At 72.7% G+C, this 19451-nt stretch carries 17 protein-coding genes and 2 pseudogenes; 10 read left to right on the top strand and 9 right to left on the bottom strand.

Features of this window, described 5'->3' with window-relative positions:
• Positions 1 to 8: 8 nt before the first annotated feature.
• The 3 genes from FHS34_RS34030 to katG all read left to right on the top strand — a co-directional run bounded on the left by FHS34_RS34030 (position 9) and on the right by katG (position 4019).
• Complete coding sequence (locus FHS34_RS34030; protein ID WP_184972737.1) at positions 9 to 1211, top strand: glycoside hydrolase family 113 protein; 1203 nt, start codon at positions 9 to 11, stop codon at positions 1209 to 1211.
• Between the two features lie 111 nt (positions 1212 to 1322).
• The gene (locus FHS34_RS34025; protein WP_184972735.1) at positions 1323 to 1760 is read left to right on the top strand and encodes a Fur family transcriptional regulator; all 438 of its coding nucleotides are present in this window, start codon (positions 1323 to 1325) and stop codon (positions 1758 to 1760) included.
• Positions 1761 to 1793: 33 nt separating this feature from the next.
• Positions 1794 to 4019: a catalase/peroxidase HPI gene (katG, locus tag FHS34_RS34020; protein WP_184972734.1), complete on the top strand. Its 2226-nt coding sequence runs from the start codon at positions 1794 to 1796 to the stop codon at positions 4017 to 4019.
• Between the two features lie 192 nt (positions 4020 to 4211).
• On the opposite strand, the gene FHS34_RS34015 is transcribed toward katG, so the two are convergent.
• A complete protein-coding gene (locus FHS34_RS34015) occupies positions 4212 to 4778 on the bottom strand; it encodes a GlcG/HbpS family heme-binding protein (protein ID WP_184972732.1) in 567 nt (188 codons plus the stop codon).
• 198 nt (positions 4779 to 4976) lie between these two features.
• On the opposite strand from FHS34_RS34015, the gene FHS34_RS34010 reads away from it, so the two are divergent.
• From FHS34_RS34010 to FHS34_RS34000, 3 genes are all read left to right on the top strand, one after another.
• Positions 4977 to 6191 carry a sensor histidine kinase gene (locus FHS34_RS34010; RefSeq protein ID WP_184972730.1) on the top strand — a complete coding sequence of 405 codons (1215 nt, stop codon included), beginning with the start codon at positions 4977 to 4979 and terminating at the stop codon, positions 6189 to 6191.
• Positions 6188 to 6841, top strand: a complete 654-nt coding sequence (locus FHS34_RS34005; protein WP_184972728.1) for a response regulator — start codon at positions 6188 to 6190, stop codon at positions 6839 to 6841. Before FHS34_RS34010 ends, FHS34_RS34005 begins: the two co-directional genes overlap by 4 nt.
• A gap of 197 nt (positions 6842 to 7038) precedes the next feature.
• Positions 7039 to 7392, top strand: a complete 354-nt coding sequence (locus tag FHS34_RS34000) for a hypothetical protein (RefSeq protein WP_184972726.1) — start codon at positions 7039 to 7041, stop codon at positions 7390 to 7392.
• A gap of 89 nt (positions 7393 to 7481) precedes the next feature.
• Here FHS34_RS34000 and FHS34_RS33995 read toward each other — a convergent pair whose 3' ends face one another.
• Together FHS34_RS33995 and FHS34_RS33990 are read right to left on the bottom strand one after the other, a co-directional pair.
• Positions 7482 to 8459, bottom strand: a complete 978-nt coding sequence (locus FHS34_RS33995; protein WP_184972724.1) for a serine hydrolase — start codon at positions 8457 to 8459, stop codon at positions 7482 to 7484.
• Positions 8456 to 9433 (bottom strand): LysR family transcriptional regulator, encoded by a 978-nt coding sequence (locus FHS34_RS33990; protein ID WP_184972722.1) that lies wholly within the window; start codon positions 9431 to 9433, stop codon positions 8456 to 8458. Before FHS34_RS33990 ends, FHS34_RS33995 begins: the two co-directional genes overlap by 4 nt.
• Positions 9434 to 9560: 127 nt before the next feature.
• Between FHS34_RS33990 and bla the strand changes: the two genes are divergently transcribed.
• From bla to FHS34_RS33975, 3 genes and pseudogenes are all read left to right on the top strand, one after another.
• Entirely contained in the window at positions 9561 to 10490 is a 930-nt protein-coding gene (bla, locus tag FHS34_RS33985; RefSeq protein WP_184972720.1) for a class A beta-lactamase, read from the top strand.
• Positions 10491 to 10586: 96 nt separating this feature from the next.
• Positions 10587 to 11707, top strand: a pseudogene (locus FHS34_RS33980) (IS630 family transposase); the annotation flags it as partial.
• A gap of 47 nt (positions 11708 to 11754) precedes the next feature.
• Positions 11755 to 12537: a class I SAM-dependent methyltransferase gene (locus tag FHS34_RS33975; protein ID WP_184972718.1), complete on the top strand. Its 783-nt coding sequence runs from the start codon at positions 11755 to 11757 to the stop codon at positions 12535 to 12537.
• Positions 12538 to 12718: 181 nt separating this feature from the next.
• Here the strand turns inward: FHS34_RS33975 and FHS34_RS33970 are convergent, their stop codons facing one another.
• The 3 genes and pseudogenes from FHS34_RS33970 to FHS34_RS33960 all read right to left on the bottom strand — a co-directional run.
• Positions 12719 to 13441: a hypothetical protein gene (locus FHS34_RS33970; RefSeq protein WP_225817375.1), complete on the bottom strand. Its 723-nt coding sequence runs from the start codon at positions 13439 to 13441 to the stop codon at positions 12719 to 12721.
• Between the two features lie 82 nt (positions 13442 to 13523).
• The gene (locus FHS34_RS33965) at positions 13524 to 13925 is read right to left on the bottom strand and encodes a VOC family protein (protein ID WP_184972714.1); all 402 of its coding nucleotides are present in this window, start codon (positions 13923 to 13925) and stop codon (positions 13524 to 13526) included.
• 85 nt (positions 13926 to 14010) lie between these two features.
• Positions 14011 to 14750: pseudogene (locus FHS34_RS33960) on the bottom strand (amidohydrolase family protein); the annotation flags it as partial.
• Positions 14751 to 14840: 90 nt separating this feature from the next.
• Between FHS34_RS33960 and FHS34_RS33955 the strand changes: the two are divergent.
• Entirely contained in the window at positions 14841 to 15098 is a 258-nt protein-coding gene (locus tag FHS34_RS33955; protein ID WP_225817374.1) for a hypothetical protein, read from the top strand.
• A gap of 84 nt (positions 15099 to 15182) precedes the next feature.
• Here the strand turns inward: FHS34_RS33955 and FHS34_RS33950 are convergent, their stop codons facing one another.
• The 3 genes from FHS34_RS33950 to FHS34_RS33940 form a co-directional block, all read right to left on the bottom strand.
• A complete protein-coding gene (locus tag FHS34_RS33950; protein WP_184972712.1) occupies positions 15183 to 16190 on the bottom strand; it encodes a phosphotransferase in 1008 nt (335 codons plus the stop codon).
• A gap of 508 nt (positions 16191 to 16698) precedes the next feature.
• A complete protein-coding gene (locus tag FHS34_RS33945) occupies positions 16699 to 18453 on the bottom strand; it encodes an NlpC/P60 family protein (RefSeq protein WP_184972710.1) in 1755 nt (584 codons plus the stop codon).
• A gap of 462 nt (positions 18454 to 18915) precedes the next feature.
• Positions 18916 to 19344 (bottom strand): hypothetical protein, encoded by a 429-nt coding sequence (locus FHS34_RS33940; protein WP_184972708.1) that lies wholly within the window; start codon positions 19342 to 19344, stop codon positions 18916 to 18918.
• Positions 19345 to 19451 lie beyond the last annotated feature (107 nt).

Raw genomic sequence — 19451 nt, 5'->3', positions numbered from 1 at the left:
GTGATCGCATGCAGAAGACCAACGGGATCAAGCGTGCGCAGTTCCTGGCCGGCCTGGCCGCCGCGGGTGCCGCGACCGTGCTGCCGGCGGGCCGGGCCGGCGCGGTGCAGGGCGGCTCCGGGCAGGGCGGGGCCGCGCAGGGGCGCGTCGAACGGGCCGGCTCCGGACAGGGGCGCGGCGCGCGAGGCGGGCCGCGTCACCACGGGGTGGTGTACACCGTGGGCGAGGGGGAGACGCCGGGTACGGCGTTCAGCGCGGCGCGGATGCGGGGGGACATCCGCGCCATCCGGGACGAGCTGCACGCCGACACCGTCGACGTGACGGGTGACGGCGTGGAGCGGCTCACCGCCACCGCCGCCGAGGCGGCCGAGCACGGGCTGCGCGTCTGGCTCCAGCCCACCCTCGGCGACGCCCCGGAGCGGGACATCCTGGAGCACATCGCCGAGACCGGCCGGTTCGCGGAGCGGCTGCGCCGGCACGGTGCGGCCGTGGATTTCAGCGTGGGCTGTGAGTTCTGGCTGTTCGTGCCCGGGATCGTGCCCGGCGCCGATGTCCTCGAACGCATCCGGAACCTGCTCGACGGCAAGGTGGACCACGACGCGATGCAGCGCCGGCTGGACCGCTTCACGGCGAAGGCCGCAGCGGTCGGCCGGTCCGTCTACCACGGCCGGCTCGCCTACGCCGCCGCGCAGGACGACCAGGTCGACTGGCGCCTCTTCGACATCGTGGGCATCGACTACTACTCGTACTTCCCGCACAAGGCCGACTACGTGAAGGAGCTGAGCCGCTGTCTGCGCTGGGGCAAACCGCTGGCCATCACCGAGTTCGGCACCTGTGCCTACGTCGGGGCGCCCCAGGCCGGCGGCATGGGCTGGGACGTCGTCGACCACGACAAGAAGCCCGAGGAGATCAAGGGCGACCTGGTCCGCAGCGAGCGGACCCAGGCGGCCTACCTCACCCAGCTCCTCGACGCCTTCTCCTCGGTGGACCTGTACGCGGCGATGGCCTTCGAGTTCGTGACCGCCGACGCCCCGTACCGCCCGGACGACCCGCGCCACGACCTCGACATGGCGAGCTACTCCCTCACCCGGACCGTCAAGGACCGCCCGGACGACCCCGCCTCCGACTGGCACTGGGAGCCGAAGGAGGCCTTCCACGCCCTGGCCCGCCGCTACCTCGCCGCCCGTACCGGCCACGCGCGGACCCGCTGACGAGGGGGCGGGGAGCCGGCGCCGAGGTGGACGGCGGGCGTCGGCACGTGGCCAGAATTGCATCGTTCGTTTTCTTGAACCCTTCGTGTTTATGAGGGTAGGTTCGGCCTCATGACCGCCTCCCCGACACCGACCACCGCCGAAGAGCTCCGCGGTGCCGGCCTGCGCGTGACGGCGGCTCGCGTCGCGCTGCTGGAGACCGTCCGGGACGGCGACCACCTCGGCGTCGAGGCGATCGCCTCCGGAGTCCGCGATCGCGTAGGCCACATCTCCCTGCAAGCCGTCTACGAGGCCCTTCACGCCCTGACGGCCGCGGGGCTCGTGCGCCGTATCGAGCCGGCCGGCCACCCGGCCCGGTTCGAGGGGCGCGTGGGCGACAACCACCACCACATCGTGTGCCGGTCGTGCGGCGCCGTCGCCGACGTCGACTGCGCCGTCGGCGACGCGCCCTGCCTGACCGCCGCCGACGACCACGGCTTCGCCATCGACGAGGCCGAGGTCGTCTACTGGGGCACCTGCCCCGACTGTTCCACCGGCCGCAGTTCCTGAGCACCGAGTTCCGCACAGTTCGGAAGGATTGCCATGACTGAGAACCACGACGCGATCGTCACAGACTCGAAGTCGGAGGAGGGGAGCGGCGGCTGCCCCGTCGCGCATGACCGGGCCCTGCACCCGACCCAGGGTGGCGGCAACCGCCAGTGGTGGCCGGAGCGGCTCAACCTGAAGATCCTTTCCAAGAACGCGGCCGAGACGAACCCGCTCGACGGAGAGTTCGACTACGCCGAGGCGTTCAAGGCCCTGGACCTCGCCGCCGTGAAGCGGGACATCGCCGAGGTGCTCACCACCTCGCAGGACTGGTGGCCGGCCGACTTCGGCAACTACGGCCCCCTCATGGTCCGTATGGCGTGGCACAGCGCGGGCACCTACCGCATCAGCGACGGCCGCGGCGGCGCCGGCGCCGGCCAGCAGCGCTTCGCCCCGCTCAACAGCTGGCCGGACAACGGCAACCTCGACAAGGCCCGCCGTCTGCTGTGGCCGGTCAAGAAGAAGTACGGCCAGAGCATCTCCTGGGCCGACCTCCTGATCCTCACCGGCAACGTCGCCCTGGAGACGATGGGCTTCAAGACCTTCGGCTTCGGCGGCGGCCGCGAGGACGTCTGGGAGTCGGAGGAGGACGTCTACTGGGGCCCCGAGACCACCTGGCTGGACGACAAGCGCTACACCGGCGACCGCGAGCTGGAGAACCCGCTCGGCGCCGTCCAGATGGGCCTCATCTACGTCAACCCCGAGGGCCCGAACGGCAACCCGGACCCGGTCGCCGCCGCCCGCGACATCCGCGAGACGTTCGGCCGCATGGCGATGAACGACGAGGAGACCGTCGCCCTGATCGCCGGTGGCCACACCTTCGGCAAGACCCACGGTGCCGGCCCGGCGGACCACGTCGGCGCCGACCCCGAGGCCGCCTCGATGGAGGAGCAGGGCCTGGGCTGGCGGAGCACCTACGGCACCGGCAAGGGCGGGGACGCCATCACCTCCGGCCTGGAGGTCACCTGGACCACCACGCCGACCCGGTGGAGCAACGGGTTCTTCAAGAACCTCTTCGAGTACGAGTACGAGCTCACCCAGAGCCCGGCCGGCGCCCACCAGTGGGTGGCGAAGGACGCCCCGGAGATCGTCCCCGACGCGCACGACCCGGCGAAGAAGCACCGCCCGATGATGCTCACCACTGACCTGTCGCTGCGCTTCGACCCGATCTACGAGCCGATCTCCCGCCGGTTCTACGAGAACCCGGACGACTTCGCGGACGCCTTCGCCCGCGCCTGGTACAAGCTGACCCACCGCGACATGGGCCCGAAGTCGCTCTACCTCGGCCCGGAGGTCCCGCAGGAGACGCTGCTGTGGCAGGACCCGCTGCCGGAGCGCGAGGGTGAGCTGATCGACGACGGCGACATCGCGACCCTGAAGACCAAGCTGCTCGACTCGGGCCTGAGCGTGTCCCAGCTGGTCACCACCGCCTGGGCGTCCGCGTCCACCTTCCGCGGCAGCGACAAGCGCGGCGGTGCCAACGGCGCCCGCATCCGCCTGGCCCCGCAGCGCGGCTGGGAGGTCAACGACCCCGACGAGCTGGCCCAGGTGCTGCGCGTCCTCGAGGGCGTCCAGCAGGACTTCAACGCCTCCTCCGGCGCCAAGAAGGTCTCCCTGGCCGACCTCATCGTCCTCGGCGGCGTCGCCGGGGTGGAGAAGGCGGCCAAGGAAGGCGGCTTCGAGGTCCGGGTGCCGTTCACCCCGGGCCGTGTGGACGCGACCGAGGAGCACACCGACGCCGAGTCCTTCGAGGCGCTGGAGCCGACCGCGGACGGCTTCCGCAACTACCTCGGCAAGGGCAACCGCCTGCCGGCCGAGTTCCTGCTCCTCGACCGGGCGAACCTGCTGGGCCTGACCGCTCCGGAGACGACCGTCCTGGTCGGCGGCCTGCGCGTCCTCGGCGCCAACCACCAGCAGTCGCAGCTCGGCGTGTTCACCAAGACGCCCGGCGTCCTCACCAACGACTTCTTCGTCAACCTGCTCGACCTGGGCACGACGTGGAAGTCCACCTCGGAGGACCAGACCACCTTCGAGGGCCGCGACGCGAGCACGGGCGAGGTGAAGTGGGCCGGCAGCCGTGCCGACCTGGTCTTCGGCTCCAACTCCGAGCTGCGCGCGCTCGCCGAGGTCTACGCGAGCGACGACGCGAAGGAGAAGTTCGTCAAGGACTTCGTCGCCGCGTGGCACAAGGTCATGGACGCGGACCGGTTCGACATCGCGTGACCGTCGCACGACCGGTCGCCTGACCGGTCCAACGGGCCGAGGCCGCTCGGCCCGCGGACCGCTCCGGCCTGATCCGACCCGCTGAACAGAACGTCCGGGTCCGCCCTCGCAGGGCGGACCCGGACGTTCTGCGTTCCGGATGTGACCGGTCGGCCGTCCGCGGTCAGGGCGGTGACCGGCCGGCCGTCCGCGTCAGTGGCCGAGCACCGCCGCGCCCGCCTGCGCGTACCGCTCGTCCAGCTCGCCCGACGGAGCGCCCGCCACGCCGATGCCCGCGACCGGAGCGCCCTTAGCGGTCACCGGCGTGCCGCCGGCCAGGAACAGCGTGCCCGGGATGTCCTTCAGGTTCGGCGCCTGCGCCAGCCGTGCGGCCAGCTCCGAGGTGGGCGCGTTCCAGGAGACCGCGGTGAACGCCTTGCGCTCCGCGGACTCGTACGACTGCGGGCCCGCCCCGTCACCGCGCAGGATGACCAGGGTGTTGCCGTTGCGGTCGACGACGGCCACCGACACATGGCGGCCGTCCTTCTCGGCGGCGTCCACCGCGGCGCGCGCGGCCTTCGTGGCGGCGTCCAGGGTGAGGTGGGTGCTCTGGGTCAGCTCGCCGCTCCGGGCCGCCACGGGGGCGGCGGCGGGCGTGGCGTCGGTGGAGTCGGCGGCGTTGGCGGCGACGGTGCCGACGACACCGGCACCGACGACGGCGAGGGCGGCACCGCCGACGAGGACGCGGGTACGGGCAGAGGGCTTCTTGCGGCTGGGCATGCTGAGGAACCTTCCAGGAGAGCCGGGGCGGGGGCGCAATCGCTCCCGGAACCGATCCTGGGCCCTGCGGAGGCCCTGTCCCGTCGCCGGACCGGGCGTCCCCGGGGTCATCCGATCGGATGACCCCGTGCCCGCCCGGCCAGGGAAGAATGGAGGGTGTTTGCCCAGTTCAGCGCGGAGCCGAGGGAGGTGCCGACGATGCCGGAACCCGAGCGCGACGACACGCGCGCCCTCACCGTCGTCATGCACACGGCGTTCTTCGTGCTGCTGTCCGCGTCCGTCGCCCGCTATCTGGCCCGGCACGCCGACGGACCGCACACCCCCTGGGTGATCGCCCTGTCCGTGCTGCTCGCCGTGCTCTACGTCCTCGGCCCCGCCCTCGGCACCCGTCCCACCCCGCGCCGGCTGACCTGGCTCGGCCTGGTCGTGGCGGCGTGGGCCCTGCTCGTCGTCCTGGCCCCGAGCTTCGCCTGGTGCGCGGTCCCGCTCTTCTACACCGGGCTGCGCACGCTCCCGCCACGCGCCGCGATCCCGCTGGTCGCGCTGCTGACGGCGCTCGCGGTGGCCGCGCAGCTCAGCCTGGCCGGCTGGCCGGACCCCAACGTGCTGCTGGCGCCGCCGGCGGTGGCCGCCGTGGCCACCACCGTGTTCATCGTGATGCAGCGCCAGGCGGCCCGCAGGGACGCCCTGATCGACGACCTGGTCCGCACCCGGCGCGACCTCGCCGCCACCGAGCGCCGCGAGGGCACCCTCGCCGAACGCGAGCGGCTCGCCCGGGAGATCCACGACACCCTCGTCCAGGGGCTGTCCAGCCAGCGCATGCTCCTCCAGGCGGCCGACCGCCTGTGGGACACCGCGCCCGGCACGGCCCGGGACCACGTCCGTACGGCGGCGGCGATCGCCGAGCGCAGCCTCGCCGAGGCCCGCCGCTTCGTCCACGACCTGACCCCGGCGGACCTGGCCGAGGGCGGGGGCCTGCTGCGGGCGCTGCGGGCCGTCGCCGAGCGGGAGACGACGTCCTCGCTGACCGTCCGGGTGCACACCGAGGGCAGCCCGCCCGAACCGCTGCCCGCCCCCGTCGAGTCGGCCCTGCTGCGCATCGCCCAGGGCGCCCTGGCCAACGTCCGCGAACACGCGGTGGCCACCACCGCGACCCTCACCCTGACCTGCCTGGACGACCAGATCGTGCTCGACGTCACGGACGACGGCCGCGGCTTCGACCCCCACACCCGGACCGCCCCCACGGCCACCGGTCCCGCGACCGACGTCCCACGGCCCGCCGCCGAGTCGCGCGGTCACGGCCTGCCCGCCATCCGTGCCCGTCTGCGCCAGCTGGGCGGCACCCTCACCATCGAGTCGGCGCCGGGCCAGGGCACGGCCCTGTCGGCGGCCATCCCGCTGGAGCCGAGATGACCCACAACCCCGAGACGGCCGCGCCCGCACCGGTGCGGATCCTCGTCTGCGACGACCACGCCGTCGTACGCGCCGGACTCCTGGCGCTCCTGCACAGCGCGCCGGACATCGAGGTCGTCGGCGAGGCCGGCAGCGGCGAGGAGGCTCTCGCCCTGGCCCGCAGAACCGCCCCGGACGTCGTCCTGATGGATCTGCAACTGGGCGAGGGCATCGACGGCGTCGAGACCACCCGCCGGCTGCGCGCCGCGCCGCCCGCCCCGCACGTGCTGGTCCTGACCACGTACGACACCGACGCCGACGTCACCCGCGCGATCGAGGCGGGCGCCACCGGCTATCTGCTGAAGGCCGAACGCGCCGAGGACCTCTTCACGGCGATCCACGCCGCCGCCCAGGGCCGCCCGGCGCTCTCCCCGCCGGTCGCCGACCTGGTCATGTCCCGGCTGCGCAACCCGCGCCCCGCCCTGACACCACGCGAACGGGACATCCTCACGCACCTCTCCCGGGGCCTGTCGAACCACGCCATCGCCCGGGCCCTGTACATCAGCGAGGCCACGGTCAAAACGCATCTGCGCCGCATCTACGACAAACTCGGCGTCGACAGCCGGGCGGGCGCGGTGGCGGTCGCGAAGGAACAACGCCTGCTGCCCTGACGACCGCCGAACGAGACCGGGGCCCGCGCCGGGTGCGCTCCCGCGCGCGGTTGACGCCGGACCGGACCCGGGTCTCCCGGCCTGACCGTTGCCCGGCGAAGCGCCCCCGAGAGGCGCGGGCGCGGACCGGCGCGGGGCGGAACCGACGTGACCCGACCGGTGGCCGGAACCGCGTCGCGGGTGGCAGGATCAGGGGGATGTCCGTCATCAGCAAGCTGCAGATCAAGCCCGGTCAGAGCGTCGTCGTCCTGGGCAAGCCCGACGACGTCCAGCTGGAGGCCGAGACCACGGGTGACCCCGCCACGGCCGACGCGGTGGTCGCCTTCGTGACCGCCTCCGGTGACCTTCTCGGGGCCGACGCGCAGGCCGCGCTCGCCGCCGCCCGGCGCGACGGCCTCGCCTGGGTGGCCTACCCGAAGGGCGGGAAGCTCGGAACGGACCTGAACCGCGACACCCTGGCCGCCGCGCTCTCCGAGCGGGGTGTGCGGCCCGTGCGGCAGATCGCCATCGACGACACCTGGTCGGCCCTCCGGTTCCGCCCCGCCGACTGACGTCCGGCGGGCCCCGCTCCGTCCGCGGGACGGCGGTGTCCCGGTGCCGCCGGCCCTGCCCGCCGGCGCGGCGGCCCGCACGCACGTCGTCAGCGGCAGCGCAACGCCTCGAAGGCCTCCCGCCCCGCCACGCCGATCGCGAGGTCGATGTCCGGGGCGAGACCCGCCCGACGCGCCGACCGGGTCAGCGCGGCCATCGCCACCCGGTCCCCGGAGTCCGCCTCGACCACGCCTATCTCGTGCCGCAGATGCAGGAACGTACCGGTCTTCCCGCTCCACCGCAGGGTGTCCGCGCGCAGTTCGCTCGCCAGCCGATGGGTGAAGACCTGCAGCCCCATCAGCCGGCGCAGCTCCGCCGTCGCCGGAGGACTGGCGATCTCGTCGCGCCACACGCGCCGCAGCAGATCCACGAGCGACGCCGCGGAGCCGGCGTTGGCGTGCGCCGGATCGAGGGTCTCGATGGTGTGCCGGCCCGTCCGCTCGTCCCGGAGGGCCAGTTCCAGCGCGAGGGAGAAGTCGTTGCCGGCGGCACCGGCCGCGCACTCGTACAGGTGGTTCATCCGGTGCCGCACCCGGACCCCGTCGCACCCCCACGCACGCAGCCGCGCGTCGGCCTCCGCCGGCGGCACCAGGCCGAACAGCGCGTCCGCGGCGGCGTTGTCGCTCACCGACAGCATCATCAGCAGCAGGTCGCCGACGGCCACGGTGGCCGGGTGCCGGAAGGCGGCGAGCCCGGTGGGACCGACGCTGCTGCTGCCCGGGTCCACCGTCACCGGGTGCGCCGGGTCGAGTTCCCCGGCCGCGACCCGGTCCAGCACGACCAGGGCGAGGGGCACCTTCGCCACCGAGGCCAGCGGTGTCGACTCGTCCACGTCGAAGCCCAGTTGTTCGCCGGTGTCGAGGTTGCGGGCCAGGAAGGAGCCGCGGACGCCGAGAGCCGCCCAGTCCCCGGCTATGGCCTCGGCGACGTCCAGGAGGGCACCGTGGTCACCGGTGCAGACCGGACGGTGCTCCGCGGGGACCGGGCCGTGCTCGGCGTGGACCGGGTGGTGCTCCGCCGCGCTCATCCGCGTGCCGCCAGCCGCGCGGATGCGTCCTCGCCCCCGGCCCCGGGCTCCGGCCCGCCGTTCCGGCGGGGTACGGCGCCCACGGCCGACGCGAGCGGCGCCGCCAGCCAGTCCGGCACGTCTTCCGCGTCGGTCCGGCCCGGCGCGCCGCTCACGTCGTACCCCCGGTGCAGCGCACGCTCGGCGAGGGGCGTCCAGTGCGCCCCGTGCTGCCGGGCGAACGGTTCGGCACACACCAGCAGGGCTCGCCCGGCCAGGGTCTCCGCGAGCGCGGTGGCCGCCGGGCCGGCCGGCCGGATGCGCCCCTCGGGCAGCCCCGCACGAGCGGCGGCCCGCGCCATCCTGTCCTCGAAGTACGGCACTTGATCCTCCGTCAGAAGCAGCAGGGGAGGCGGGGCGGAGGGCCGGGCGGTGCTGCCGCGGCGCGGCCGGAGCTCTTCGAGGTGGACCGTACGCCGCGTGAGCCCGCTCGCCGAGGCGTCCGGCTCCGGTGCGGACGCCAGACCCAACGGTGCTTGATACGCGGCCTGTTCCGGCGCCGTCCGCAGCAGCGCGTACCCGAGCGAACCGTCGGCCAGCCCGGACTCCCGCTCCAGGGGCGTTAGTTCTCGCATGCCGAGCGTGATCCCGCGCTCGCCCCCGGCCCGGATGGCCCGGGCCAGCGTGGCCGGGGCGCAGTCGGCGGGCACTCCGACGGCGCGCACCCGGGACCGGCGGGCCGAGCCGGCGACCTGGCGCAGCCGCTGGGCCCGGTCGAGCACGTCCCGTGCGTACGGGAGCAGCGTGACGCCCAGCTCGGTGGTCGTGATCCGGCGCCGGGAACGGTCGAACAGCGAGCCGCCGAAGTGTTCCTCCAGCGTCTTGATACGGCGGCTGAGCAGCGGCTGGGCGATGCCGAGCCGGTCGGCCGCCCGGGAGAAGCTCCCTTCGTCGGCCGTCGCCACGTACGCCTCTAGGTGTGCCAGCAGATCCACCCTGCACTCATATCAATAAGGCATGGGATCTTCAAAGTTTCCTCTTGGACATGAAGGGGATCCGGCTGTTTCGCTGTGGCCGTCGAAGATCGACGCAGACGACGGACGATCCGGGAGGACTTCGCCCATGACCAGCCCCGACCGCCCCACCCAGCTGCCGCGCCGCGGTCTGATCAAGGCCGGCCTCGCGCTCACCGGCGCCGCGGTGACGGCGACCGCCCTCTCCACGCCCGCCGCGGCCTCGGCTCCGGCCGCCGGACCGCGTGCCGGGCAGGCGGAGCTGGCCGAACTGGAGCGGCGCTACGGCGCCCGGCTCGGTGTGTTCGCGCGCAACGTCCGTACCGGGCGGACCGTGACCCACCGGGCGGGCGAGCGGTTCGCGATGTGCTCGACGTTCAAGGCGTTCGCCGCGGCGGCGGTCCTGCGCGACCACGCCGGCTGTGCGCCGATGGAACGGGTGGTCCACTACCCGCCGCACGACATCCTGCCCAACTCGCCGCGCACGGAGGAGAACCTGGAGACCGGCATGACCGTGGCCGAGTTGTGCGCGGCGGCGATCCAGTACAGCGACAACGCGGCCGGCAACCTGCTGCTCCGTGAGATCGGCGGTCCGGCCGGTCTCACCCGCTTCTACCGCTCGCTCGGCGACGAGGTGAGCCGGCTCGACCGGTGGGAGCCGGAGCTGAACACCGCGGTCCCCGGTGATCCGCGCGACACGACGACTCCGGGGGCCGTCGCCGCGAGCCTGGAGTGCGTGGCGCTGGGCCGGGCCCTGGGGCCCGCCGACCGGGAGCGGTTCGTCGGCTGGCTGAAGGGCAACACGACCAGCAAGGCGCGGTTCCGGGCCGGGCTGCCGCGGGGCTGGGTCGTGGCGGACAAGACCGGTACGGGTTCGTACGCGACGGCCAACGACATCGGTGTGGCCTGGACGACCCGGGGGACCCCCGTCGTGCTGACCGTCCTGTCCACCAGGCCGGCACAGGACGCTCCGGTGGACGAGAAGCTGATCGAGGAGGCGGCCCGGATCGCGGCCCGCCTCGTCGCCCCCGGCGAGTAGCCCCCTCGTCTAGTGCTCTGACCACGTAGGTTCGCCGGGTTGGGCATCCGAGCGGTTGGATGGGCGGTGACGTCCGATCTGACCGCCGGGGGTGTGGTGGCTGAGGCTGTCCGAGTGCGCAGGTTGACTGACCAGGAGGGGCAGAAGCTGCAGCACATCGTGCGCCGGGGCAGCACCAGTTCGGTGCGTTACCGGCGCGCGGTTATGTTGCTGGCCTCGGCTGGCGGGAACCGAGTGCCGGTGATCGCGAAGTTGGTGCAGGCCGACGAGGACACGGTCCGGGACGTGATCCACCGGTTCAACGAGATCGGTCTGGTCTGCTTGGACCCTCGGTGGGCGGGAGGCCGTCCCCGCCTTCTCAGTCCTGACGACGAGGACTTCGTCGTCCAGACGGCCACCACCCGACCGACCAAGCTCGGGCAGCCCTTCACCCGCTGGTCCATCCGCAAACTCGCCCCCTACCTGCGCCGCGTACACGACCGGGTGATCCGGATCGGCCGCGAGGCGTTACGGTGCCTGCTCGCCCGCCGCGGGATCACCTTCCAGCCGCACCAAGACCTGGAAGGAATCCCCCGACCCCGAGCGCGACGCCAAGCTCGACCGGATCGAGCACGTGCTGGAGCACTTCCCGGACCGCATTTTCGCGTTCGACGAGTTCGGCCCGCTCGGCATCAGGCCCACCGCCGGGTCGTGCTGGGCCGAACAGGGTCGGCCCGAGCGGCATCCCGCGACCTATCACCGTACTCACGGGGTGCGCTACTTTCACGGTTGCTACTCGGTCGGCGACGACACGCTCTGGGGCGTCAACCGGCCGCAAGAAAGGGGCCGCGAACACCCTGACCGCGCTGAGGTCGATCCGGGCGGCCCGCCCGGACGGCGCCCCGATCTATGTCATCTTGGACAATCTGTCCGCCCACAAGGGCGAGACCATCCGGCGCTGGGCAAAGAAGAACCGGGTCGAGCTGTGCTTCACCCCGACCTACGCGTCCTGGACCAACCCGATCGAGGCCCACTTCGGACCGCTGCGGCAGTTCACCGTCGCCGACTCCAACCACCGCAACCACACCGCGCAGACCCGAGCCCTCCACGCCTACCTTCGTTGGCGCAACGCGAACGCCCGCCACCCCGCCGTACTGGCCGCCCAACGCCGCGAACGCTCCCGTATCCGCAGCGAGAAGGGCATCCGCTGGGGCGGCCGAAGTCAGCCAGCCGCTGCCTTAAAACTGCCCGCACTCCCCGGCGACCACGCACTACGGTGGGATACATGTCCGAGCCCTCCGTGCGGGATTTCTACGACGATTTGGCCCACGACTACCACCTGATGTTCCGGGACTGGGACGCAAGCATGGCCTACCAGGCCGAGGTATTGGGCGGGCTCGTCTGTCAATCCCTCGGCGCTGGACCACACACCGTCCTGGACTGCTCGTGCGGGATCGGCACCCAGGCCATCGGGCTGGCCCTGGCCGGGCACCAGGTCGTCGGCAGCGACCTGAGCCCCGTCGCCGCCGCGCGCGCAGCCACCGAGGCGGCGGCCCGTGGCAGCCGGCTTCCGACCGCTGCGGCTGACATGCGCCGACTTCCTTTCAGAGAGACGTCATTCGACGTCGTCCTCTGCGCGGACAACTCGCTCACGCACCTACTCTCCGGGGAAGATCTCCGGACGGCACTCCTCGGCATGAGACGGGTACTCCGAGACGACGGACTGCTGGTGATCACCGTCCGGGCCTACGACGAGGTGAGCCGGACCAGACCCACGTCGACACCTCCCCAGGTCTCGCAAACACGCGACGGCCAAGCGATCACCTTCCAGCTGTGGCACTGGCACGAAGACGGCGAACGCTACGACCTGGAGCACTTCCAGCTCATCCCCGCAAAGAACACCTGGCAGGTCCGAGTCCGCCGGACCACCCACTGGGCGCTGACGCCCCCGCAGCTGACAGAGTTCGTGACTGAAGCCGGCTTCACCAAAATCGCCTGGCACAGTCCGGCCTCCAGCGGGTACTACCAGCCCGTGCTGACCGCACAGCGCGCTCCCTCAGCGCAGTAGCCCAGACATCGACTCCGCCCTGCCTAACTTCCGTTCATCCATGGCAGAACCGGTGAACGTTGCCGGTCACAGCACTAGCCCCCGGGCGAGCAGCCCCTCGACCGGACTCGGACCGGACCGGATACTCCGGCAGCGGCCTGCGCAGCGGCACCGACGGCTCCCGCCGGGCCGTAGCCGTGGTTCAGCCGACGTGGTCGTCCGGGGTGACGGGATGTGCCTCCAGGTCCGGCGCGGACAGGAGGTCGGCGATCAGCTCCGGTGAACCGCCGACGTAGGTGCTGACCAGGTCCACGTCCCCGCCCAGACACCAGGCGAGGTCCTGCGGCCACCACAGGTCGGGCAGTTGGGCGAAGTCGTCCAGGGACACCGGCGAGACCGCGTCCCGCAGCCGGCCGGCCAGCAGGACCTCGTCCCGTCCCGGGGTCTCGAAGGTGGGGAACCGGCCGAAGTCCCAGCGGCCGTACCCGCACCAGAGCCCGAACCAGCACCGGTCGGGCGTCCCGGTGTGCCGGGCCAGGACGGGCAGCAGCGCCCGCGCGACGTCCGGCGGGGTCGGCCCTTCCTCCGGATGCTCGTCCCACACGCCGGGCAGGCCTTGGTCGGAGCGGTTGACGAAGTCCCGGTCCGTTCCGATGACCTCGTGCCAGCGCACGACCGGCGTCACCCGCGTTCCGTGCGCGGCGGCCACCGTCGACCAGCGTACCGGCCGCTCGTCGAGCGCGGCGGGGTGCAGGACGCGTGCGTAGGCGGGGAACCCCGGCGCGGCGATGGCCGCGACCGTGCCGAACGCGCCCTGCCCAAGCCCGGTGAGCCGGCCGGCGGGGGAGAGGTCGCCGGTCTGCACGTGCAGGCGGCCGTACCACTCCGGGGCGGGTTCCTGGTCGACCAGGGGGAAGTCGTTCACCCGCACAGTGTGCCCGGTCGCGGACGGGCGCGGCCGCCGGGGCGGGCCGGGGGCCGGGAGTGGCCGCCGGCCCGCCCCTGTCTCAGGACTCCGCCGGCTGCTCGTGGCTGCCGTAGGGCCGGGTGATGATCTCCATGCCGTGTCCGGCCGGATCCATGAAGTACAGGCCGCGGCCGCCGTGATGGTGGTTGATCTCGCCCGGCTGCTTCCCGTGCGGATCGGCGTAGTAGGTGATCCCGGCCTGCCGGATGCGGGCGAAGGAAGCGTCGAACTCCTCGTCGGAGACGAGGAAGGCGTAGTGCTGCATGACGATCGACTCCGCCGGGATCGTGGCGAAGTCCAGGGTCACCCCGTTGCTCGTGGCGACGGGGACGAACGGGCCCCACTCGGGGCCGACCTCCAGCCCCAGGATGTCCGCCAGGAACGCGGCGGACTCCCGGTTGTCCCGGGCGTGGACGATGGTGTGGTTCAGCTCGACTGACATGAGTGGAATGCCTCCGAGGGCAATCTCACGGGCACCTCCATGCCTCACCCGGTCGGTGACCGGCACGCGATGCCGTGTGACCATCCTACCGTCCCGGATTCGACGGCCCCCGGTGCGTGACGTGTCCGCCCGTCACCGTCAACACCACCGGCGCATCGGTGAGTTCGTCGGTGGACGCGTGCACCGGATCCACGGACAGCACGGTCAGGTCGGCACGCCGGCCGGGTGCGATCCGGCCGGCCACGGCGGTCTCCCGGCGGCGGCCGCCGCATGACTGGTGCAGCCCTCCAGCGCCTGCAACGGCGTGAGCCCCGGCCGGTGCGCGGCGGCGCCCCTGGGCCTGCGGGCCGTCGCCAGTACGGCCCGCACGTCGTAGTGCGCGATGGGCCAGTCCGAGCCGAGGGTCACCGTGGCCCCGGCCTCCCGGAGATCCCGCAGCCGCCAGGCGCGGGCGGCCCGGTCTTCGCCCAGCCGGCGCGACCACTCGTCGGTGCCGTCGTCGCGGGTGTAGCCGGTGTGCGGCGGCTGCATCGAGGCTGCGACCCCCAACTCGTCGAAGCATGGGAGGAGTTCGCCGGGCGCCGTCTCGATGTGCTCGATCCGGTGCGCGCCGTGCGCGCCCGGACCCAGGGAGGCCACGGTGTCCAGGACGTGCCGGACGGCGGCGTCCCCGATGGCGTGCGTGGCGGTGCGGACGCCGGCCGCGTGCAGGGTGCGCACGGCCGCGGCGTAGGCGTGCGGGTCGGGCCAGAACGCGTCCGTGCCCTGGCCGTGGCAGTCGGGATGCTCCAGCCACGCCGTACCGCCCTCCACGGTGCCGTCCACGCGCACCGGAGCCGCCGGGGGTCTCGGCGCGCGGGGCCGGCTCCCGGGTCGACGGCGTCACAGTACGAGTTTCCCAGTACCGCCAGTAACATGATCACCTTGTTCCGGGTGTACCAGTCAGTCAACTCGGCGCGGTCCCAGGACGCGCCCGGCCCGGAGAAGTCCATGTCTTCTGTCATCGACGCGTTCGAGAACGCGCGCTTCACCTACGAGCAGCACATGCAGACGTGCCGCCAGTGCCACGCCGACGCGGCGCCCTGTGCGGTGGCGAAGCATCTCCTGCGGATCTACAACCTCGCCCGCAGGGACCGGATGCGCGCCACCGGGGCGAACGCCCCGACGGCCTGACCGCGGCGGCACGCCGCCCGCCCGTGGCGGGGAGGGGGAACCCGGCGGCCTGTCCCGCTTGAGGCCATGGGCGCGATGGCGCGCTCAGCCGGCCCGGAACGGCGGCTCGGCCAGGAGTTCCAGCAGCCACCGGGCCGTCTGCGCCGCGCCCGGCTCGGCGCCGGCGCCGGGGAACATCCGGCCCCAGGCGGCGGCCCGGCTCAGGACGCTCAGCCGCCAGGCCGGCTCCGCCGCGCGGCGCAGCTCCGCCGCCGTACGGCCGTTGCCGGTCCAGGGCTCCAGATAGGCGTCGAGCAGGCGGGGGAGCACCCCCGGTCCGTAGCGCTCGCAGGCCCGTTCCACCGTGACCCGCAGGCTGCTGAACGGGTGGGAGACGGCCGCGTCGCCCCAGTCGAAGAAGGTGAACCGGCCCGCCGCCCGCCGGAACAGCTGGCCGTCGTGCAGGTCGGCGTGGTCGAGGGTGTCCGGGACGCCTGGGGAGGCCAGTTCGGCACACCACTCGGCGAGCCGGGGCCGCAGCCCCTCCAGCCGGGCGCGCCCGTCCGGGCCGAGCGCGGTGTTCCCTGCGAGCAGTTCGTCGAACACCGCGGGCAGGTCCCGGGTGCGGGCGGCGGGCACACCCAGCCGCTCGATCTCGTCCCCGCGCGCGACCAGTTCGCACTGCATGCTCGCGTACTGGTGCAGCAGGGCCTCCCATTCCCGCGGCTCGACCGGTTCCCGGCCGAGCACGGTCCGGAACAGGTCGCCTCCGTCGGGGAACAGCGTCCAGCCGCGCGCGGCGTCGACGGCCAGCGGGTGCAGCACATGCTCCGGCACCCAGCGGGCCAGGGCGGCGGTCAGCGGCCCCTCGAAGGAACTGGCCGGCGGATTCGCCTTGAACCAGACGGCCGGCCGGCCCGCGACGGGCACCCGGACCAGCACCGACCACGGCCGCAGCCGCACCTGCGGGGCACCGTCCGCGCTCAGGCCGTGCGCGGCGAGCCGGGCGGCCACCCAGTCGAGGGCCGCCGCACGCCACGACTCCTGTTCCCACGGAGTCACCACGTCCGCGTAACGGCCCCGGTCCACGACCGTCGAAGCATCGACTCGCATGCCTCATTCCAACATCGCGGGCAGGCGCCGACCAGCGGTTTTCCCCGCGCGCTGTTCGGCTTGCACAGCGACCTGCCGGGTCAGGTGCTCACACCTGTCAGAACTTCGCCCACCGAATATCCAACTGCACATGTCGGGCAGAGCGAAGTCGAGTGGGTGCCCGCCCGTCAGGCACAGCAGGACCTCCCCGTCCGGATCGTCGGCCGTCTGGGTCGGCACGACGCTTGCCTGCCCCGTGGAGCACTCCGCGCACTCGTAGGCGGGCGGCTCGCCGCCTTCGGTGATCGCTTCGCAAAAAGCTGCCCACGCCGTAGGCGTCCACCACATCCGCTACGTCGTCGTACGCCTTGCCGCACAGCAGGCATGCGACCGGCCGCACACCGCCGTTTCCCGGGGCGACGAGCACCGCGAAGTGGCCGCAGGACAGGCAGCGCAGCGTGTGCCCGCTGACGGGCCCGAGCTTCTCGCCGCGACCGGCTCGATCCGGCCGAGTGGCCCCTGACCCGGCTCAGATACGGCGCACGGTGTGCAGTGTCTTGGCGTACGTCCCCGGCCCGTCGAGCAGGGACGCGCCGCCGAGGTCGGACATGGTGGGCCCGTTGACCGTCTTGCGGCTGGAGAAGAAGCGGCGCTTGCCGTCGTCGAGACCCAGGTAGATGCCGACGTGGTCGACGGTCGGGCTGACCCCGTCGTCACTGGAGTCGGCGTTGAACAGCACCAGGTCGCCGGGCTGGAGCAGGGCCGCGGCGGGAGGGGTGGTGCCGGTGGCGCGGTCGACGACCACGCCCGGCGCGTAGTCGGCGAGGTGCCGCGACCTGCGCGGGATCCGGGTGCCCGAGGTGTCCTCATCGGCAGCCAGGGGAACGCCCAGGTGGTAGCCGTAGACCATGCGTGTGTAGCCCGAGCAGTCGAGGTTGCCGACCTGCTTGCTGGACGGCCCCTTGTGCGTACCGTCCGGAAAGGTCCAGCCCACCTTCATGTACTCGTGGAAATCGGCGCCCTCGAGCCGGTAGCCCTGCGCATCGAGATAGCCGTACCCGGCCTCACCCAGCACTTGCTTGCCCTGGGCCGGTCCGGCGCCAGCCGTGACCGGCGGAACACCCCCGAGGAACATCGCAGCGTACGCGAGGACGTCCGGGTCGGTGGATCCGGCCCAGCCGCGGATCGTCTGCTCCAACTCGGCCGTCCAGGTGCCGTCGTACGGCTGGGGCAGGAGGCGCACCCAGTCGTTATGGGTAACGGTCGGCAGGTCCGCCCAGTTCGCGGCGCTCACCTCGAAACGGCTCACGGACAGTCGGACCGGCAGGTTGGTGCAGCCCTCGTTGGCCAAGGCGCGCAGGCCCACCCGGCCCTTGGCCAAGGTGGGCGTGGAGTCGGTGACGTCGAAGGCCCACGAAGACGGTTCCGCCGACGCGGACTGCCAGGCCTTCGCCTGGATACGGGCGCCCTCCCGCCGCACCCTGATCGTCCAGTCGGTCCCCGCCGGCACACCCGTGGCCAGCGTGACCGCCGTATCCAGTGAGGTTACGTCGTTGTTGGTCTCCTTCTCCAACCGCATCTCGACCGCCCGGGAGGTGAGGAAGGACAGCCGCGCCCGGTAGTGGTTCTGGGTGCTGACGTATCCGAAGGTCAGCGCGAACGAACAGGCCTGACCCATCGGGACCTTGTCAGACCTGGCCGTGCAGCGCACGTCGACATCGGTGATCTCGTCATCGAGCAGGCTGGCGTATCGGCTGTACCCGGCGGTCGTGAGGTCGATGATTCCGGTGCCCGGCACCACGGAGAAATCGGTCTTGAAGGTTTCGGACGTGACCCACCTGCCACCGCCCGGCGAGGTGCCCCAGTGCACCCGGTCCTCCGCGTCCAGCGCGAGGTCGGGCAGTGTCCGCTGGAAGTCGTCCACGAAGGGCCGCTTGTTCTCCGCGAACGTCCGCTGCGGGCCGGGCAGTACGACGGTACGCGCGCCGTGCGTCAGCAGCGCGACGCGTTTGCCGCCGGAGGTGACCTCGGTGCGGGCTGGGGTGCCGGAGAGCACAGTGGTGGTGAGTGGGGTGCTGAGGGTCACCGGGGTGAAGTACGAGACGCCCAGCGGCGCCATGGTCACCCACGAATGGGCCGAGGACAGGCCTCCCGGCCCCGGGAAGGCCGGGACGTCTGCCGCTGTGGAGGCGCGCGCCGGGGTGGCGGCCAGGCCGGTGAGCGGGGCAGCGGCGGCAGAGGCCGCGAAGGCGGTGAGGAGTCTTCGTCGGGATGTGTAAGACATGCGTCTGATGTTCTATTGCCACCCACCGACGCCTCACGGGACCCCCCAACTTCGTTGCCACGCTTCACCGTCGGAGCCGGCCGCCTCCTGGAAGCTGGAGATACGGCACAAGGCGACGGGCAGGCTGTGGTCACGCGCAGCGGCGGACCGGCCGAGTACTCCATCGCGGCGGAGTGGGACGGTCGTGACGCGACCGGCGGACTGCTTCCCAATGGCCTGTACACCTGGACGCTGACCGCTCAGCCCGCCCGTTCGGTAGGCAGCAGGCCGAGTACGGCCGGCAGGCGGCAGGGGCCGGCGGACGGCCACTGCCGGCGGGCGGGCGCGCCCGCCGGCCCGGACGGGCCGCACGGCGAGGCCGGGCTGCAAGGCCGCTGTCAGGCGGCACACCGGGCCCTCGCCGGTGGGCGGCAGGAGACCGCCCTTCCTGTGTCGGGTTCACCGGGGGTGTGCGCACCGTCGTCATGACGCGTACGAGGCTCGGGGCGCGGAGTCGAAGCCGAACCGCACCCGCGGCCATACCGCGGTGAGCGGTCCGAGGTCCCGCCCCTCCAGGACGACGCCGGCGGCGACGATGCGGTGCAGGTCGCGTGCCCCGTACCACTCGTACCGGCCGCCACCGGCCGTGCCCCGGGTGCGCACCCGCAGCAGCAGCCGGGCCGCAGGGTCCATCACCGCCGTCCAGCCGGGCCGGGATGCCAGGGCACCGGGGACCGTGCGCAGCAGCAGCCCGGTGAGGCTGCGCCCGCCGGCGGTGAACCGCAGGTCGAGCACCGCTCCCGCGGTGACCGCCCAGCGGTCCGCGGTGTCACTGACCCGTACGGGCTCGATCCGGACCTCGTCGAAGACGTAGGTGCCTGGGCGATCCTGCGCCGGGTCGTCATATCGCAAGCCCCTGAGGGATCCGAAGGAAGCTCGCCCTGCTGCGCAGCGACATCGGCTTGTTCAAGGCGATGTCCAGCCTGCCGCCGCGCCAGTTCGACGTCATCGTCCTGCGG

Origin of the sequence: Streptomyces echinatus (assembly GCF_014203595.1) — a bacterium.
Lineage (GTDB): Bacteria > Actinomycetota > Actinomycetes > Streptomycetales > Streptomycetaceae > Streptomyces > Streptomyces echinatus.
This window is presented reverse-complemented; position numbering and strand designations above follow the sequence as displayed.

Coding starts and splice junctions, on each gene's coding strand:
- FHS34_RS33950 (WP_184972712.1), bottom strand. CDS start 16,190: ATGCGAGTCGATGCTTCGACGGTCGTGGACCGGGGCCGTTACGCGGAC.
- FHS34_RS34010 (WP_184972730.1), top strand. CDS start 4,977: ATGCCGGAACCCGAGCGCGACGACACGCGCGCCCTCACCGTCGTCATG.
- katG (WP_184972734.1), top strand. CDS start 1,794: ATGACTGAGAACCACGACGCGATCGTCACAGACTCGAAGTCGGAGGAG.
- FHS34_RS33945 (WP_184972710.1), bottom strand. CDS start 18,453: ATGTCTTACACATCCCGACGAAGACTCCTCACCGCCTTCGCGGCCTCT.
- FHS34_RS33995 (WP_184972724.1), bottom strand. CDS start 8,459: ATGAGCGCGGCGGAGCACCACCCGGTCCACGCCGAGCACGGCCCGGTC.
- FHS34_RS34000 (WP_184972726.1), top strand. CDS start 7,039: ATGTCCGTCATCAGCAAGCTGCAGATCAAGCCCGGTCAGAGCGTCGTC.
- FHS34_RS33955 (WP_225817374.1), top strand. CDS start 14,841: ATGATCACCTTGTTCCGGGTGTACCAGTCAGTCAACTCGGCGCGGTCC.
- FHS34_RS33975 (WP_184972718.1), top strand. CDS start 11,755: ATGTCCGAGCCCTCCGTGCGGGATTTCTACGACGATTTGGCCCACGAC.
- FHS34_RS34030 (WP_184972737.1), top strand. CDS start 9: ATGCAGAAGACCAACGGGATCAAGCGTGCGCAGTTCCTGGCCGGCCTG.
- FHS34_RS34025 (WP_184972735.1), top strand. CDS start 1,323: ATGACCGCCTCCCCGACACCGACCACCGCCGAAGAGCTCCGCGGTGCC.
- bla (WP_184972720.1), top strand. CDS start 9,561: ATGACCAGCCCCGACCGCCCCACCCAGCTGCCGCGCCGCGGTCTGATC.
- FHS34_RS34005 (WP_184972728.1), top strand. CDS start 6,188: ATGACCCACAACCCCGAGACGGCCGCGCCCGCACCGGTGCGGATCCTC.
- FHS34_RS34015 (WP_184972732.1), bottom strand. CDS start 4,778: ATGCCCAGCCGCAAGAAGCCCTCTGCCCGTACCCGCGTCCTCGTCGGC.
- FHS34_RS33965 (WP_184972714.1), bottom strand. CDS start 13,925: ATGTCAGTCGAGCTGAACCACACCATCGTCCACGCCCGGGACAACCGG.